The organism is Pseudofrankia coriaricola (genome assembly GCF_032027725.1).
Lineage (GTDB): Bacteria > Actinomycetota > Actinomycetes > Frankiales > Frankiaceae > Pseudofrankia.
In genome coordinates this window covers 1-16,010 of record NZ_JASNFO010000105.1, presented here as the reverse complement: position 1 = coordinate 16,010, position 16,010 = coordinate 1, and the positions used below count along the sequence as shown (strand labels likewise).

The window sequence follows — 16,010 nt, the reverse complement described above, 5'->3', positions numbered from 1 at the left end:
CCTCAAGCTCCGACCGACCCCCCACGCCGACCCGGGCAAGGGCCCCGGGCGCCAGACCAGGAGAAACCGGTGTCCGACCTCCGTGTGACCGTCCAGCATGCCGAGCAGCGGGATGATCGGGTGGTCACCATCGGGACGACGGCGGCGGACCTGTTCGCGGCCGACCGGTCGGTGATCGCCGCGCGGGTCGGCGGCAGGCAGCGTGACCTTGCCTACGTCCTGGCCGACGGCGACGTCGTCGAGCCGATCACCGTCGGCTCTCCGGACGGCCGGGCGATCGTGCGGCACTCGACCGCGCACGTCGTCGCCCAGGCGGTGCAGGACCTGTTCCCGAAGGCGAAGCTGGGGATCGGCCCGCCCATCCAGAACGGCTTCTACTACGACTTCGACGTCGAGAAGCCGTTCGCCGCCGAGGACCTCAAGGCGATCGAGAAGCGCGCCCGCGAGATCGTCAAGGCCGGCCAGAAGTTCTCCCGCCGGGTCGTCAGCGATGACGAGGCGCGCGCCGAGCTCGCCGACGAGCCCTACAAGCTGGAGCTCATCGGGCTGAAGTCCGGGTCCGGCACGGGTGACGGGGCCGACGCATCCGATGCGTCCGTCGAGGTGGGCGAGGGCGAGCTCACCATCTACGACAACCTGGACGCCAAGACCGGCGAGCTGTGCTGGAAGGATCTCTGTCGCGGCCCGCACGTGCCGACCACCCGGCACATCCCGGCCTTCGCGGTCCAGCGGTCCGCCGCGGCCTACTGGCGGGGCAGCGAGAAGAATCCGCAGCTGCAGCGCATCTACGGCACCGCCTGGGAGTCGAAGGAGGCGCTGGCCGAGCACCAGCACATGCTGGCCGAGGCGGAGAAGCGCGACCACCGTCGCCTGGGCGCCGAGCTGGACCTGTTCTCCTTCCCGACCGAGCTGGGCCCCGGCCTCGCGGTCTTCCACCCCAAGGGCGGCGCGATCCGCACCGTGATGGAGGACTACTCCCGCCGCCGGCACATCGAGGCGGGGTACGAGTTCGTCAACACGCCGCACATCACCAAGTCGACCCTTTACGAGATCTCCGGGCACCTCGACTGGTTCGCCGACGGCATGTACCCGCCCATGTCGCTCGACGGCGGCACGGACTACTACCTCAAGCCGATGAACTGCCCCATGCACATCCTGATCTTCAAGTCGCGTGGGCGGTCCTACCGGGAGCTGCCGCTGCGGCTGTTCGAGTTCGGCACCGTCTATCGGTACGAGAAGTCCGGCGTCGTGCACGGCCTCACCCGCGTGCGCGGGCTCACCCAGGACGACGCCCATCTGTTCTGTGCCCGCGACCAGCTCCCGGACGAGCTCGACAACACCCTGAAGTTCGTGCTCGGCCTGCTGCGCGACTACGGCCTCACCGACTTCTACCTGGAGCTGTCGACCCGCCCCGAGGGCAAGGCGATCGGCACCGACGAGGAGTGGGTGGAAGCCACCCAGCTGCTGCGCGAGGCCGCCGAGAAGCAGGGCCTCGAGCTGGTCATGGACCCGGGTGGCGGCGCCTTCTACGGCCCGAAGATCTCCGTTCAGGCGAAGGACGCGATCGGGCGGACCTGGCAGCTGTCGACCATCCAGGTCGATTTCCAGATGCCCCAGCGGTTCGAGATGGAGTACCAGGCCGCCGACGGCACCCGCCAGCGCCCCTTCATGATCCACCGGGCGTTGTTCGGCACCATCGAGCGGTTCTTCGCGATCCTGCTGGAGCACTATGCCGGCGCCATGCCGCCATGGCTCGCCCCGGTCCAGGCCGTCGGCATCCCCATCACCGACGACCACGTCCCCTACCTGAAGGACATCGCCGCGAAGCTGTCGGCGAAGGGCATCCGGGCCGAGGTCGACTCCTCCGACAACCGGATGCAGAAGAAGATCCGCGACGCGCAGAAGCAGAAGGTCCCGTACATGCTCATCGCCGGCGACGACGACGTCGCCAAGGGCGCGGTCTCCTTCCGCTACCGCGACGGCTCCCAGCGCAACGGCGTCCCCGTCGACGAGGCCGTCGCCGAGATCGTCGACGCCGTGGACCGTCGCATCCAGGTCTGACCGCACTCCGGCGCCACGATGCCGCCGCCTCCAGATATGGAGACGGCGGCATCGCTTTTTTTCTGCGTTTTCCTTTCGAGCGCTCGACGAGCGCTTGATTAATCTTTCTCGGCCAATCGAAGGCGGCCGAGCGCTCGGATGGAGCTATTCCGTGGACGCATGAATGCGCGTCATGTTGTGGTGAAGAAAATCCTTTGCGAAGGCGCAAATGAGATATACCCTGAAACGCGACAAGGCCCCTCGTGGAAGGTGGCGCTGATGACAGTGCTGGAAGAGGTAAGACCGGTGACGTTGTGGGACGTCGCCGCTATCATCGAGACCATGGCGGGCGAGACGCGGCGGTACTCGATCATGATGCCCGACGACCTTGCTGAGGCCGTACGGGAGCTGGGCGGCGAGGACGGGCTGTCGGCCTATGTGGTGGCAGCGGTTCGGCGGCAGGTGCAGCATGACAGGCTCGCCAGCCTCGTCGCGGCGGCCGAGGATGAGATCGGTCCGATCACGGACGAGGAGATCCACGCCAAGTGGTTGCAGCTTTCCCGTGCCGAGCGAGGCACGTTCGGGACAGAAGCCGAATGAAGCCTCCTGCGACCGGCCGAGCCGGAACGTTCGTCCTTGACAGTGAAGGGCTCTCTCGTGCGGTACGGCGCGACCGTGACATGATTGGCTGGTTGGGGCTCGCCGTCGTCAGAAAGGTCCCGGTCGTCACGATGGCGATGACCCTGGTGGAAGCGGTTGCTCCCGGCACTAACCGGGCCGCGCTCCGCTGGACACTGTCCCACGTGACAGTGGAGCCAGTAACCGAAGAGCTTTCCATGGCGGCGACCGACCTACTGCACGGTGTGGGCCTGCACGGGCACCGGCATGCGATCGACGCTGTGGTGGCAGCGACCGCGCATGCCGTCGACGGGCCGGTAAGCATCCTGACGTCGGACCCGGAGGATCTGAAGAGGTTGTGCATGCCCCGGGTGAAGATCATCAAGGTCTGAGAATGCGCGAGACCGAGAACTCTCTCGTTCCTTCTGCGGTGTGGTTGACCGCCTTCCTGGATTTTCCCGCTGAGCGGTTCGAGCGGGGGGTGGCGTTCTGGCGGGCGGTGACGGCGACGACGCTGTCGCCGCCGCGCGGGGAGGCCGGCGAGTTCGCGACGCTGGTGCCGCCGGACGGGGACGCGTTCCTGCGGGTGCAGCGGCTGGGGGACGGGCCGGCGCGGGTGCACCTCGACGTACACCGCGTCGGCCAGGACTTCGCGATCCGCCGGTCACCGGGTGGGTTCGTGTTCTGCGAGGTGCACGAGGGCGAGTCCGCCCGGCCTAAGCCGGTGGCGTGGCCCGGGGGTCCTGCCGGATCGCGCGGCGATTCGGCAGGTTCGGGGCACACCTCGCTCGTCGACCAGGTCTGCCTGGACATCCCGGCGGGCCGGTTCGATGAGGAGTGCGCGTTCTGGGCAGGGCAGACCGGCTGGGAGGTGCGCACCGGCAGCCGCCCGGAGTTCCGCGTCCTGGCCCGCCCGGCCGGCATCCCGCTGCGGATCCTGCTCCAGCGCCTCGACGAGCCGGACGGCCCGATGCGCGCCCACCTGGACCTGGCCACCACCGACCGCGCCGCCGAGACCCGCCGCCACCAGGACCTCGGTGCGACCGTCCACTCCCACGGCCCGGCCTGGACCACCCTGCGCGACCCCACCGGCCTGCCCTACTGCATCACGGACCGCGACCCAGGCACCGGGCTGCTGCCATAGGACGAGCGCGCCGTCCGCCGTCCGCCGTCCGCCTGTCGCCGCCGGGTCTGACCATGCCCGACCAGCCGCCGCCACACGCCCGTCGGGCTCACAGTCGGGAAGACGACGGCTTCGCCCGCTGTACGAGCCTTGTCGGCACATCTCCCTGTGCCGTTATGATCACGGCACTATGGTCCGGGCTGGGAGAAACGTCCGGTTTGCTGCCCGGGCGACGGGCGCTGAGAGGCTGACGGCGTGATCGTCGACCGGCAGACGGTGGCCGCGGCGCTCCCCGGATTCGACATCGGCGAGCGGCTGGGTGCCGGTGCCTTCGGCCTCGTGCTCGCCGGTCGCCAGCGCAGCCTCAATCGCGAGGTAGCCATCAAGGTGCTGCCCGCGGCCCAGGAGGGCAATTCCGGTTTCGGCGCCGAGGCACAGCTGCTCGCCCGTCTGGACCATCCGCACATCGTCCGGGTCTACGACTACATCGAGACCGCCGAGCTGAGCCTGGTCGTGATGGAACTCCTCGCCGGCGGCACCCTGGCCCGCCGCCGAATGGCGGGGATCACCGCCGAGACCGCCTGTGGGGTGGGCCTGGCCGTCGCCTCCGGTCTCGCCTACGCCCACGACGCGGGCGTGCTGCACCGCGACATCAAGTCGGACAACGTCATGTTCGACGCGGCCGGAGTCGTCAAGGTCACCGACTTCGGCATCGCGAAGCTGCTGGAGAGCTCGGCGGCCACCGCGAGCGCCCAGGTCGGAACGCCGCTGTACATGGCGCCGGAACAGATCATCGGCGGCCGGCTCGGACCGCCGACCGACGTCTACGCCCTCGGTGTCCTGCTCTACCAGCTGCTCGCCGGCGTCCCGCCGTTCCCCGCCAACCTGCCGCTCGCGGTGCTCTGGCAGCACCACCTGACCGCGGCGCCCGCGCCCCCGGCGGGCGTGCCCCTGCGGCTCACGACCGTGCTGCTGCGTGCCCTGGCCAAGGATCCGGGTTGGCGTCACCCGACCGCGCACGCGTTCGCGCTCGACCTGGCGGCGGCCGCCACCACGGCCTATGGGCCCGGCTGGCTGGGCCGCTCGGGCCTGCGCCTCTGGCTGGACGATGAGGTGCGCCGCGCGGCCGTGCCGCCGTGGGCGGCGATGCCCGGACCTCCGGCTGCCGCGATTCCGGGCGCCGGGCCCGTCATCCCCGGCCCGCCGCCCGTGGGTCCGCCGCCCGTGGGACCGGCACCCTTCGGGCTGGCGGGTGCCGCGCCGGCACGCGGTGGCCACGCGGCTGCCGGGCCCGGACCCACCGGCCCGGCTGCCCAGCCCGGACACCCGCCCGGGCAGCCCGGGCAGGCGATGCCGGGGCTCGGCGCCGCCTCGACACCGGGCGGTCCCGCCCCGTCCTACTGGGGGGACGCCCGGCAGCCGGTGGACGATCAGGCGGCCACCCGCCTCGCCGGCGGGCCCGCGCCGTCCGGCGGGAACCCGTGGGCGGCGCCCTACGACGCCCGCCGGTCGCGTCCGCGACGGCGTGGCTCCCGGCGCGTCTGGGGATGGGCCGGCGGCGGCGCGGCGGTCGCCGGCGTGCTCGCGCTGGTCCTCGTCCTGCTCCTGCTGCCCGGCTCGAAGCCCGGCCGCGACGCGCGGGGCGCGACAGCGTCGCCGGCGACCTCCGCGACGCGGGGTCTGCTCGACCCGGCGGTGACCTCGGCGCGGGTGCTGCATCCGTCGACCAGGAAGGGCGGCACGCTGCGGGTGCTCGCCGACTCCGACTGCGACTACTGGGATCCCCAGCGCACCTACTACGGCAACTGCTGGTCGCAGCTGCGCTGGTTCTCCCGTCAGCTGCTGACCTACACCCGGGCGCCGATGTCGACCGAGCTGGTCGGCGACCTCGCGACCGCGCCCGCGCGGTCGACCGACCGCAGGACGTGGACATACACCCTCAGGGAGGGGATTCGGTTCGAGGACGGGACGCCGATCACCTCCAGGGACATCAAGTACGCCGTCGAGCGGGTGTTCGCGACCGACGTCGTCAGCGGCGGCCCGACCTATGTCATCGACTACCTGCAGACCAACCCGCCGTATGGCGGTCCATACACGGACACCTCGCCGGAGAAGCTGGGCCTGACGTCGGTCGAGACCCCGGACGACAGGACGATCGTCTTCCACCTGAACAAGCCGTTCGGCGACTGGAACCGCGTCATGGCCATGCCGACGACGACCCCGGTGCCGCGCGCCCGCGACACCGCCGCCAGGTACACCGACCACCCGGTCTCGTCCGGCCCGTACAAGATCGAGTCCTACGAGGTCGGTAAGAAACTCGTCCTGGTGCGCAACGACCAGTGGAACCCGGCGACCGACCCGGTGAACAAGGCGCTGCCCGACCGGATCGAGGAGACGATGGGCCTCGACCTCGACGCCATCGACAGCCGGATCCTGGCCGGTGACGGCGACGTCGTCGCGGCCCAGAACGGCGTTCAGGAGGCGGCGCGGGCGCGGCTGGTGGCCGACCCGACACTGCGCTCGTCGCGGACCAGCCTCGACCACAACGGTTTTCTGCGCTATCTGAGCGTCACCATGACGGTGAAGCCGTTCGACAACATCCACTGCCGAAAGGCGGTCGCCTGGGCCGTGGACAGGCAGGCCCAGATCGAGGCGCGCGGCGGCTCGACCGCCGGCGATGTGGCGACGACGATGCTGCCGCCGACGCTGCGGTACTACCAGCCCTTCGACCTCTACCCGTCGACGGACGGCCGGGGCTCGGTCGCGAAGGCCAGGGAGGAGCTGGCCGCGTGCGGCCACCCGGACGGGTTCGCCACGACCCTGGTCACCCAGGACGCGGCCAAGTACAAGGCACAGGCCGACGCGCTGACGGCCTCGTTGAAGCGGGTCGGGATCAGCGTCACCGTCAAGGCGTTCCCCGCCGACCGGTACTACTCGGCCGAGCTCGGTGTACCGGCGACGATGCAGAGGAACGGCTACGGGCTCGCGATCGCCGTCTGGGGGTCGGACTGGCCGTCCGCCTCCGGCTTCCTCGGCCCGATCGTGGACGGGCGCAAGATCTTTCCCGCGGGGAACAGCAACTACGCGGAGCTCGACTCGAAGACGGTGAACGACGGGATCGACGCCGGCCTGGCCGCCTCCGACGACGGCGTCGCGCAGCGTGCCTGGACGGCGGTCGACCGGGCGGTCGTCGACTCGGCGGCCTACATCCCGCTGATCTACGACAAGGCGTTCAACGTCTACAGCGACCGAGTGACGAACATCGTCTATTCCCCGGCCTACAACGTGATCGACTTCGCCTCGCTCGGCGTGACCGGCTAAGTGCGCCCGCGACGCCGGAACCGCCGATCGGTGGCGGTCACCTTGCCGTCGAGCTAGTCCCCGATCCGCCCTATGAGGGTGGCCCGTTCCGGCCAAGCCTCTGATGGTGGCCGCCGTCGACGCGGCGCTGCCTGGGCACCGCTCATCCTCATACCGGCGATGACGGGGTTTGAGGCGACCTAGCCGACGGCACGCGGATGGTCGGCCTACCATCGGCGCATTATGTGTTGGGTTCGCGGGGTTCGGGTGCTTCTGGCTGGGCATGGGCATGCCGCGGGCGGGCATCGTGATCGTTGACCGGGAGTCGGTGGCCGCCGCGCTGCCGGGGCTGGAGATCGGGGGCCGGCTGGGCTCGGGTGCCTACGGCCTGGTGCTCGCCGGCCAGCACCGGCACCTGCGGCACAACGTCGCCATCAAGGTGCTGCCGGCCCGCCCGCCGGCCCACGGCGGCGGCCCGGACGGCGCGTCCGAGGGCCAGCTGCTGGGCCGCATGGACCATCCCCACATCGTGCGGGTCTACGACTATGTCGAGACCGCGGACCTCTGCCTGATCGTGATGGAGCAGCTGGTCGGCGGCACGCTGGCCCGGCGGCGGGAGGACACGCGGCCGGAGGCGGGCTGCGCCGTGGGGCTCGCGGTCGCCTCCGCGCTCGGCTATGCCCACGACCGGGGCGTGCTGCACCGCGACATCAAGCCGGACAACGTGCTGTTCACGGCCGCCGGCGCCGCGAAGGTCACCGACTTCGGCGTCGCGAAGATGCTGGAGGGAACGGTCGCGACCGCCAGCGCACAGGTCGGCACCCCGCTGTACATGGCTCCCGAGCAGATCACCAGCGGGCAGCTGGGCCCGGCGACCGACATCTACGCCCTGGGCGTCGTGCTGTACCAGCTTCTGTCCGGCGCGCCCCCGATCGACCGGGCACTGCCGGTGCAGCTGCTCTGGCAGCGCCGCCTGACCGCCCCGCCACCGCGGCCACCGGGCGTCCCGGCACCGGTCGCGAACGTCGTGCTGCGCGCCCTCGCCCCGGACCCGGCGATGCGCTATCCCAGCGCCCGGGCGTTCGGCCTGGACTTCGCCGCGGCCGCCGCCGCCGTGCTGGGCCGTGGCTGGCTCACCCGGTCGGACCTGCAGGTCCAGCTCGACGACGACGTGCGCGCCGCGGCCGACGGCCCGTCGACCGGTTCCCGGCCCACCGCCGGCCCGCACCCGGCCGCGCACCCGGCCGCGCACCCGGGCACGTCGGCCGCCGGCATGGCGACGGGCGGGAGCGCGGGCGCTTCCGACGGCCCGACCATCCCGCTCGGCGGCGGCCCTCAGCCGACCGCGGGGGCCGGGCCAGCCCCGTCGCCCACCGCCCCGTCGCCCTCGTCGCCCGTCCAGCGGCAGCCCGCCGCGGGGTGGCCCGTGCCTGGGCCCGTGCCCATGCCCGCGCCACCGGCCGGCCCGCTGACTCCGCCCAGCCGGCCCGGTCCGGCCAGGCCAGGCCCCGCCGGTCCGGAGGTCCCCACCGGGCAGCCGACTCTGGTCGGGGCGTCGTCCGCCCCCCGCCCGGCCGCGCAGGTCTCGAAGCGGTCCGCAGCCGCCTCGGCGGCCCGCGGGTCGTCCAGGCACCGGCGGCGGTGGTGGATGCTGATCGCCGGCGCGGTGGGCGCGCTCGCCGTCGTCCTTCCCCTGGTGCTGATCCCACGCGCCGACGGCCCGAACGAGGGCGGCGGCCCTGGCCATTCGACGGCGGCGGCGGCCACGGAGAGCGCCACGCCGCCGCTCGCGGTCGTGGGCCCTGTCCTGAGCCCGTCCACCGCCAGGGGCGGGACCCTGCGGGTGGCCGCCACGGCCGACTGCGACTCCTGGGACCCGCAGCGCAGCAACGCCGACAGCTGCTGGGCCCAGCAGCGCTGGTACTCCCGGCAGCTGCTGACCTACAAGCCGGGCACGACCGACCTGATCGGCGATCTCGCCACCGCCGTCCCGACGTCCACCGATGCGGCCACCTGGCGGTACACCCTGCGCGCCGGCCTCAAGTTCGAGGATGGGACGCCGATCAGGTCCAGGGACATCAAGTACGGGATCGAGCGACTGTTCGACACCCAGCTCGTCACCGCCGGCCTGAAGGGACTCACCCGGTACCTGGACGACCCCAACAACCGTTATCCAGGGCCCTATCAGGACCCGAGCCCGGACAAGCTCGGCCTGAAATCAATCGACACTCCGGACGACCAGACGATCGTCTTTCACCTGACCAGGCCGTTCGGAGACTGGAACTATCTGATGGCGACGCCCGCGTCCACGCCGGTGCCCCAGGCGAAGGACGGCGAAGCCCAGTACGCCGACCGCCCGGTCTCGTCGGGCCCCTACAAGTTCGCGTTCTACCAACGGGGCCAGTCGCTGACGCTGGTCCGTAACTCCGAGTGGGACCCGGCGACCGACCTGGTGAACACGGCGTTGCCGGACCGGATCCAGGTGACCATGCGGCTTCCTCTGGAGACCATCGACGAGCAGATCCTCTCCGGGCACACGGACGTGTTCGCCGGGCAGACGGGCGCCTCGCAGGCCACCCTGCAGACGCCACTGACGGGCTCGGCGATGCGGGACAACCAGCGCCTGACCGTCACTATCGGCGTCTTGCGTCTGCTGAGCGTCACCACCACCTTGACGCCCTTCGACAACGTCCACTGCCGTAAGGCGATCGCCTGGGCAATCGACCGGCAGGCGCAGGTCACGGCCCGTGGAGGCCCGGAGCGTGCCGTCGCCGCGCCGACGCTGGTCCCCCCGCCGCTGCGGTACCACTCGACGTTCGACCTCTACCCGAGCGCCGGCTCGGGCGACGTCGTCCAGGCGAAGCAGGAGCTCGCGGCCTGCGGGCGGCCGGACGGCTTCCCAGTCAAGATCGTGGTTTTCGAGGACAGCAGGTCCAAGAGCCAGGCGGAGGCCCTCAAGAAATCTCTGGCCGGAATCGGCGTCAACCTCCAGATCTCGGCGCTCGGTTCGGACGACTACGACGCCCTGATCTTCTCGCCGCGGAAGATGCGTGACCAGGGCGTCGGCCTGGCGCTCCTCGGCTACAACGCCGGCTGGCCGACGCCCGCCGGCATTTTCACCAACCTGGCCGACGGCCGCAGGATTACCGACACGGACAACCGGAACATCGCGGAACTCAGCGACCCCGCGGTGAACACCGCCATGGACGACGCCTTGGAGCCATCATCACACTGCTCCTTTCGCTGATTGTCGGGGTCAGAACAGGGCGTTGGCGGGCGGCGGGACCTGTATTCGTAGGCCTTTTCGCCGTCCGGTGCGGACGTGGAGGGCCTTGAGCTCGCCGCGCTTGACACGTTGCAACACGGTCTGGCGGGAGACTCCGAGGGCGAGGGTGGCTTCGAGCATGGGGAGCCAGCCGTCGGGGGCGCCGTCGACGAACAGAGCGCGCAACTCGTCGGTCATGCGGATGCGCCAGGGGGCGCCGGGGGTGTCCTGTTCGCCGGCGACGAAGCCGTCGCCGATCCAGCGGTGCAGGGTGGAGGCTGCGATGCGGAGTTCTTTCGCGGCGTCGGCGATGGTGAGCAGCTGGCCCTGGGGCTGGTTCGGGTCGGGCTGGTGGCAGGGGATGTTCCAGTGGAAGCGCACGCCCTGGACGCGGGTGGCGGTGAAGGTCAGGCCGCGGGCGGTGCGGCGGCCCTGCCGGTTGAGGATGCCGGCGATCTTCGCGTCGGGGTAGTGGACGGCGAGGCGGCGGATCAGGTCGACGGTGTCCTCGTCGGTGCGGATCGAGGGCTGGCGTCGCCGGCCGGGGACGGTCAGCTCGGTCAGCGCACCGCCTTTCCAGCGGATGAGCAGGTCGGTGCGGCCGGCGTTCTCGTCGCGCTCGACGGTGACCTTGACCTCGTCGATCAGGGTCCGCAGCAGCTGTTTGCGGTCGCGGTCGGTGGTGGTCGGGGCGGTGAAGACCTGGTCGAGGTGCTGGCCGAGCGCGAGGATGTCCGCCCGTTCGTCGGGGCTTAGGGTGCGAGGGCGGGCCTGTTCGCGGCGGGCGAGCTCGGCCTCGGCGGCGGCGAGTTCGGTCAGGGCCTTCTCCCAGACGGCCTCCAGCCCGCGGGCGACGAGCCGGTTGTCGGGGTCGACGGCCTGGTAGCGACGTTCGGCGCGGCTGGCCTGGTAGCGGGCGCGTTCGAGTTGGCGGCGGTGCTGGTCGAGGGCGGCGTCGTGCTGGTGTTCGAGCTGTTCGGCGGCGGTGAGGCAGGCGGTCAGCGCGGCGGGGGCGAGCGCGGTCAGGAACGCGTCGGCGACGGCGGCGTCCAGAGCGACCCCGCCGATGTGCAGGTGACGGGTGCCGCGGCCGTCGACGATCGTGGCGGGGCCCTGGCAGTAGTAGCCCGGGGTGGCCTTGGCCGGGCCCTGGTAGAACACGGTCAGTTTGCGGCCGCAGGTCCCGCAGGTCGCCAGGCCCTGCAGCAGGGCAGCGCCCTCCCGGACGGCGCCGGTGCCGGGCTGGTGGGCCTCGGGGCGGATGTTGGCGCCGATGCGGGCCTGGTTGGCCTCGTAGGTGTCCCAGTCGATGAACCCTTCGTGGTGGTCGCGGATCAGGACGGCCCACTGGTCGCGGGGCAGCGCCTTGTGGCGGGTGCGCACGGTGCCGTCCTGGCCGACGTAGCGATGCTTGCGGGTGCGGCCGTAGACGTAGGCGCCGGCGTAGGCCGGGTGGGTCAGGATCGTGTGGACGGCGTGGTAGGTCGGCTCGACCCACTCGACCTCGCCGCCGGCGGCCGTGGCGTAGCCGTTGCGCTGCAGCGGCAGTTTGAGGTTCTCCTCGCGCAGCCAGAGCCAGACCTTGCGGACCGAGCCGACCTCGCCGAACCGGCCGAAGACTGCGGCGATCACCCCAGTGACCGCCTCGTCCGGGTGCAGGCGCACCTCACCGGGCCCCTCGGCCCAGACGAGGCCGACGGGCAGCGGGCGGCGCAGCTCGCCGCGGGCGGCCTTGTTGCGGATCCCGCCGTCGAGCCGGGCGCGCAGGATGTGCAACTCGGCCTCGGACATGGTGCCCTTCAGCCCCAGCAGCATCCGGTCGTTGAACATCGCCGGGTGGTAGACCCCGTCGGCGTCGGCGATCAGGGTGTCGGTCATCCCGGCCAGATCCAGCAGCCGGTACCAGTCAGCGTTGTTGCGCGCGAGCCGGGAGACCTCGAGGACCAGCACGATCCCGACCTCGCCGAGCGCGACCTGCGCGGTCAGCTCGGCGAACCCGGACCGGCCCGCCGTCGAGGCACCGCTGATCCCGAGGTCAGCGTCGATCACTGTGACCCGGGCCTTGGGCCAGCCGAGGCCGACCGCGCGGTCGACCAGGTCGTACTGCCGGGCGGTGGACTCCCGGTTGCGCTCGACCTGGGCGAGGCTCGACTGACGCAGGTAGACGACCGCGCCCCGCCGCAGATGCGGCCCGCTGATCTTACCGAGGTCCGTCATCACTGCTCGCCGCCGTCGAACAGGGCCGCGCCACTGCCGCGATCAGCCGGCCCAGCAGCGCCACCGCCGCCGCGACCGCGTCGGCCGGCAGCCGCACCGCCACGTCGGGGACGCCCGCGGGCAGCCCCGGCAACGGAAGGCTCGGCTCTGGCCGGCACGGCATCGGGGGCCTCCTTTCTCGGACAGGCCTCAACCTTCTCCCTGATATCCACGTCGACAACCCCCGACACGGCGGAAGGCAACAGGCCAGCCACAACCCGTGTCAACTCGAGCAGGTCGCAGATCCGGCCGAGCGTCGGCTCCCCGACCGGGGTGCCCCCGCCGTCGGCGGCCGGCTCGGCCTGGTCCGTCCAGGCGGCCGGCATCATCGACTTGCTGCCGTCCGGCAGCTCGAGGATCAGCTCCAGCGCGCCGTGCCGGCGCATCCGGCCCAGCACCCGCAGCTCGCGGCCCTCGAACGGATGACCCGGACGGGTCACCCGCGCCACGGTCACCGGCCCCGTGCTCACCACGACGCGGCCCCCGCCCCGTCGCCACCGGCGGCGAGCACCGCCCGGGCGACCAGGCCAAGCGCCCGGCCGTCCAGGCCAGCGAGAGTCCGCAGATCCACCGGTATGCCCTCCGTGATGCTCGCGGCGACCCGCAGCACCGTGCCCTCGCCCGCCGAGCACGGCAGCCGACCGGCGTCCAGCGCCGCTACCGCGCCAGCCCAGTCCACCCAGGCGAATCCATCGGACGTCGCGACAAAACCATCGACGAAATCCGGCCGGAAAAGCCAGCACGCATGCGCGACCAGCAATCCAATCGCCGCCGTCGCGCACAGGTCACCGCGCGCATAGGCACGAAACGCGGCCACAACGTTCTCGATGCCAGTAGTGTGCCGTGGACTCGTTCGACCGCATCGACCACGATCATCTGCTGCGGCAGCTTGGCACGTTCCCCGCACGGGAGCAGATCGCCGGGTGGCTCAAGGCAGGTGTGGTCGACCGCGGCCGGTTCGCGCCGACCGAGGAGGGCACTCCTCAGGGCGGTTTATGTGCAGCTGTGCATAAGCCGCCTAATGAACAGCGCTGGGTTATGCGCAGCGCTGGCCTGTCGGGCCTGGTGAGGGCTCGGTTGGGGGGCGGATCGCTGCGCATAACGCGCCGACGATCCTGATCGGCGGATCGGTATCGTGCCGGGCCTGCATGACCGGAGGCCGGCCGTAATGGTTGGTTTGTCCGTTTAGGTTTGGACGCGGAGTCACGGCACCAGGGCCACAAGGACTCGACGAAGGTCTGGTACGGCGCCGCTGGCGCCGCCTGGTGAGGTACTTCGCCGCCTGGACCTGACGATGGCGTGTCGACGACGGGTCGACGAGGTGTGCGGCTTCTTCGCGCGCATGACAGGTTATGCGCAGCGCCCGAGCCCCACCAGCGCCCTCACCAGGAACGACAGCCAACGCTGCGCATAACCCAGCGCTGTTCATTAGGCGGCGTGATCAGTCCGTGCCTACTGAACGTGGCCCTGCATGGGATGGAGGCGGCGGCCGGGGTGCGCTACGAGACCAACGGTGTTGCTGCCGGGAAGCTCAGGCGCGATTCCCCGGCCCTGGTCAGGTACGCCGACGACCTGGTCGCCCTGTGTCACTCACGTGAGCAGGCCGAAGAGGTCAAGGCCCGGCTTGCGGGGTGGCTGGAGCCCAGAGGGCTGAGGTTCAACGAGGACAAGACGCGCGTCGTCCATATCTCGGAGGGCTTCGACTTCCTTGGGTTTCATATCCGCCGCTATTCCAACGGCAAGCTGCTGACCAGGCCGAGCAAGGCGGCCATGAAGCGAATCCGGGCGCGGCTTAGTACGGAGATGCGGGACCTGCGAGGGATGAACGCGGAAGCGGTCACCCGTCGCCTGAACCCGATTATCAAAGGATGGGCCGCATACTACCGGTCGGGTGTCTCCAGTGCGTCTTTCAGCGCGCTGGATACGCATATGTGGAAGCTTACTTACAAGTGGGCCAAGCACAGCCACCCGAAGAAGCCGAGGGACTGGATCGTCAAACAGTACTTCGGTCGTTTCAACCGCACCAGGCAGGACCGCTGGGTCTTCGGTGACCGCGCAACCGGCGGCTACCTCCAGAAGTTCTCCTGGACGACGATCGCCCGGCATCATCTCGTTCCTGGAACGGCATCCCCGGATGATCCGAACCTGAGCGAGTACTGGAATGAACGGCGACGCAAGAGCAAACCTCCGCTCAGTCCGGGCAACCTACGGCTGCTCTCACAGCAGCACGGCCGCTGCCCAATCTGCCGAGGACTGCTCTTGCACGCCGGAAGCGAGCCCAACAGCCCCCAGGAATGGGAACAGTGGCTTGCCGGGACACGAAAGGCGATCAGCCGAAAAGCGATCGCCCTCAGCCCCGAATCCGGCACGCCGGGCGCATCCACCGCTCACCGCCTCGTGCACACCCATTGCGCCCGACGGCTACCCACCGACGGGCACGTCGAAACGGCACCTTCGCAGCCTGCGAGTCCTTCGGGCTTGCTTGAGCCGTGTGCGTCGTGAGGCGCACGCACGGTGTGCGCCGTGAGGCGCTCTGTTGTATCCCCAGCGCAGCTGGGATGGATTCGGAGGAGGATCCTTGGGTTCGCTGGCTTACCTTGATCCGAAAGGTGAGGGGGACAGCAGCATGCCAGGAGACGGCGGGCGTCGCGAAGGCGTCGAAGGCGGGCCGCCGTTGAACCCGCGTGATATGGCGAAAGCTGGATTGCCTGAATTCCAATCTCCAGACGGTAGATGTGCGGACCCATCGGAAAGACGTCTGAAACCGATGCCACGACCTGCGCTGGCCAGAACCCGTGGGCTGGTGCAACCTCCGGGACGTGGGCGATGCCCTGCGAGGGCATTCAAGGAGATGAGTGGAACGCCTAAGTCGCGCTCGATACGTACAGCAGGGACGTACCACGGGATCGCCTAAGGGGCGCGAGCCCTAAGGTGACGGAGTTCCCATAGTAGTCGTGGGAGTCACGCCCCACCAGGGACGGCATGAAAGATGCCGACAGGGCGAAGGGGAACAGGTGGCTGGACATTACAAGGACGGGAGGTATGCGTAATGCAGAGCGCCGAAACGGTCCTGGGTGTCCTCCGTGAACGTGGAAGGAGAGGGCTGCCGCTGGAGCGGGTGTACCGACAGCTGTTCAACCCGGACCTATACCTGCTCGCCTACGGGCGTCTGTACTCCAACAAGGGGGCGATGACGCCCGGGGTGACCGGGGAGACCGTGGACGGCATGTCGCTGGCGACCATCGAACGCATCATCCATGCGATGCGCCGCGAGCGCTACCGATGGAAACCGGTGAAGCGGGTGCACATCCCGAAAAAGAACGGGAAGAAACGCCCGCTGGGCCTGCCTACCTGGTCGGACAAGCTGGTCGCCGAGGCCGTGCGTCTCCTGCTGGAGGCGTACTACGA

The 16,010-nt window shown here is 70.4% G+C and carries 10 protein-coding genes and 1 pseudogene; 8 read left to right on the top strand and 3 right to left on the bottom strand.

Annotation, left to right across the window (positions count from 1 at the left end; translation table 11 throughout):
* The first annotated feature begins 69 nt into the window (after positions 1–69).
* The 6 genes from thrS to QOZ89_RS40010 all read left to right on the top strand — a co-directional run bounded on the left by thrS (position 70) and on the right by QOZ89_RS40010 (position 10,328).
* On the top strand, positions 70–2,061 hold the full coding sequence (gene thrS / locus QOZ89_RS40035; RefSeq protein WP_071047244.1) for a threonine--tRNA ligase: 1,992 nt from the start codon (positions 70–72) through the stop codon (positions 2,059–2,061).
* Positions 2,062–2,199: 138 nt separating this feature from the next.
* The gene (locus tag QOZ89_RS40030) at positions 2,200–2,640 is read left to right on the top strand and encodes a hypothetical protein (RefSeq protein ID WP_312629315.1); all 441 of its coding nucleotides are present in this window, start codon (positions 2,200–2,202) and stop codon (positions 2,638–2,640) included.
* A 131-nt stretch (positions 2,641–2,771) separates the two neighbouring features.
* The gene (locus QOZ89_RS40025; protein WP_312629313.1) at positions 2,772–3,050 is read left to right on the top strand and encodes a hypothetical protein; all 279 of its coding nucleotides are present in this window, start codon (positions 2,772–2,774) and stop codon (positions 3,048–3,050) included.
* Positions 3,051–3,052: 2 nt separating this feature from the next.
* Entirely contained in the window at positions 3,053–3,802 is a 750-nt protein-coding gene (locus QOZ89_RS40020) for a VOC family protein (protein ID WP_071047242.1), read from the top strand.
* 234 nt (positions 3,803–4,036) lie between these two features.
* Positions 4,037–7,102 (top strand): ABC transporter substrate-binding protein, encoded by a 3,066-nt coding sequence (locus tag QOZ89_RS40015; RefSeq protein WP_083418229.1) that lies wholly within the window; start codon positions 4,037–4,039, stop codon positions 7,100–7,102.
* A gap of 262 nt (positions 7,103–7,364) precedes the next feature.
* Positions 7,365–10,328, top strand: coding sequence for an ABC transporter substrate-binding protein (locus QOZ89_RS40010; protein WP_312629308.1), 2,964 nt, complete (start codon positions 7,365–7,367; stop codon positions 10,326–10,328).
* A gap of 9 nt (positions 10,329–10,337) precedes the next feature.
* Here the strand turns inward: QOZ89_RS40010 and QOZ89_RS40005 are convergent, their stop codons facing one another.
* The 3 genes from QOZ89_RS40005 to QOZ89_RS39995 are packed head-to-tail and all read right to left on the bottom strand — an operon-like array spanning position 10,338 to position 13,419.
* Positions 10,338–12,563: a recombinase family protein gene (locus QOZ89_RS40005; protein WP_312629306.1), complete on the bottom strand. Its 2,226-nt coding sequence runs from the start codon at positions 12,561–12,563 to the stop codon at positions 10,338–10,340.
* Positions 12,563–13,042, bottom strand: a complete 480-nt coding sequence (locus QOZ89_RS40000) for a DUF5372 family protein (RefSeq protein WP_131804014.1) — start codon at positions 13,040–13,042, stop codon at positions 12,563–12,565. The genes QOZ89_RS40005 and QOZ89_RS40000 overlap by 1 nt, the downstream gene beginning before the upstream one ends.
* A 26-nt stretch (positions 13,043–13,068) precedes the next feature.
* Positions 13,069–13,419 (bottom strand): hypothetical protein, encoded by a 351-nt coding sequence (locus QOZ89_RS39995; RefSeq protein WP_198543269.1) that lies wholly within the window; start codon positions 13,417–13,419, stop codon positions 13,069–13,071.
* A gap of 482 nt (positions 13,420–13,901) precedes the next feature.
* Between QOZ89_RS39995 and QOZ89_RS39990 the strand changes: the two genes are divergently transcribed.
* Positions 13,902–15,104, top strand: coding sequence for a group II intron maturase-specific domain-containing protein (locus QOZ89_RS39990; RefSeq protein ID WP_083418737.1), 1,203 nt, complete (start codon positions 13,902–13,904; stop codon positions 15,102–15,104).
* Positions 15,105–15,651: 547 nt separating this feature from the next.
* A pseudogene (locus QOZ89_RS39985) lies at positions 15,652–16,010 on the top strand (maturase); the annotation flags it as partial.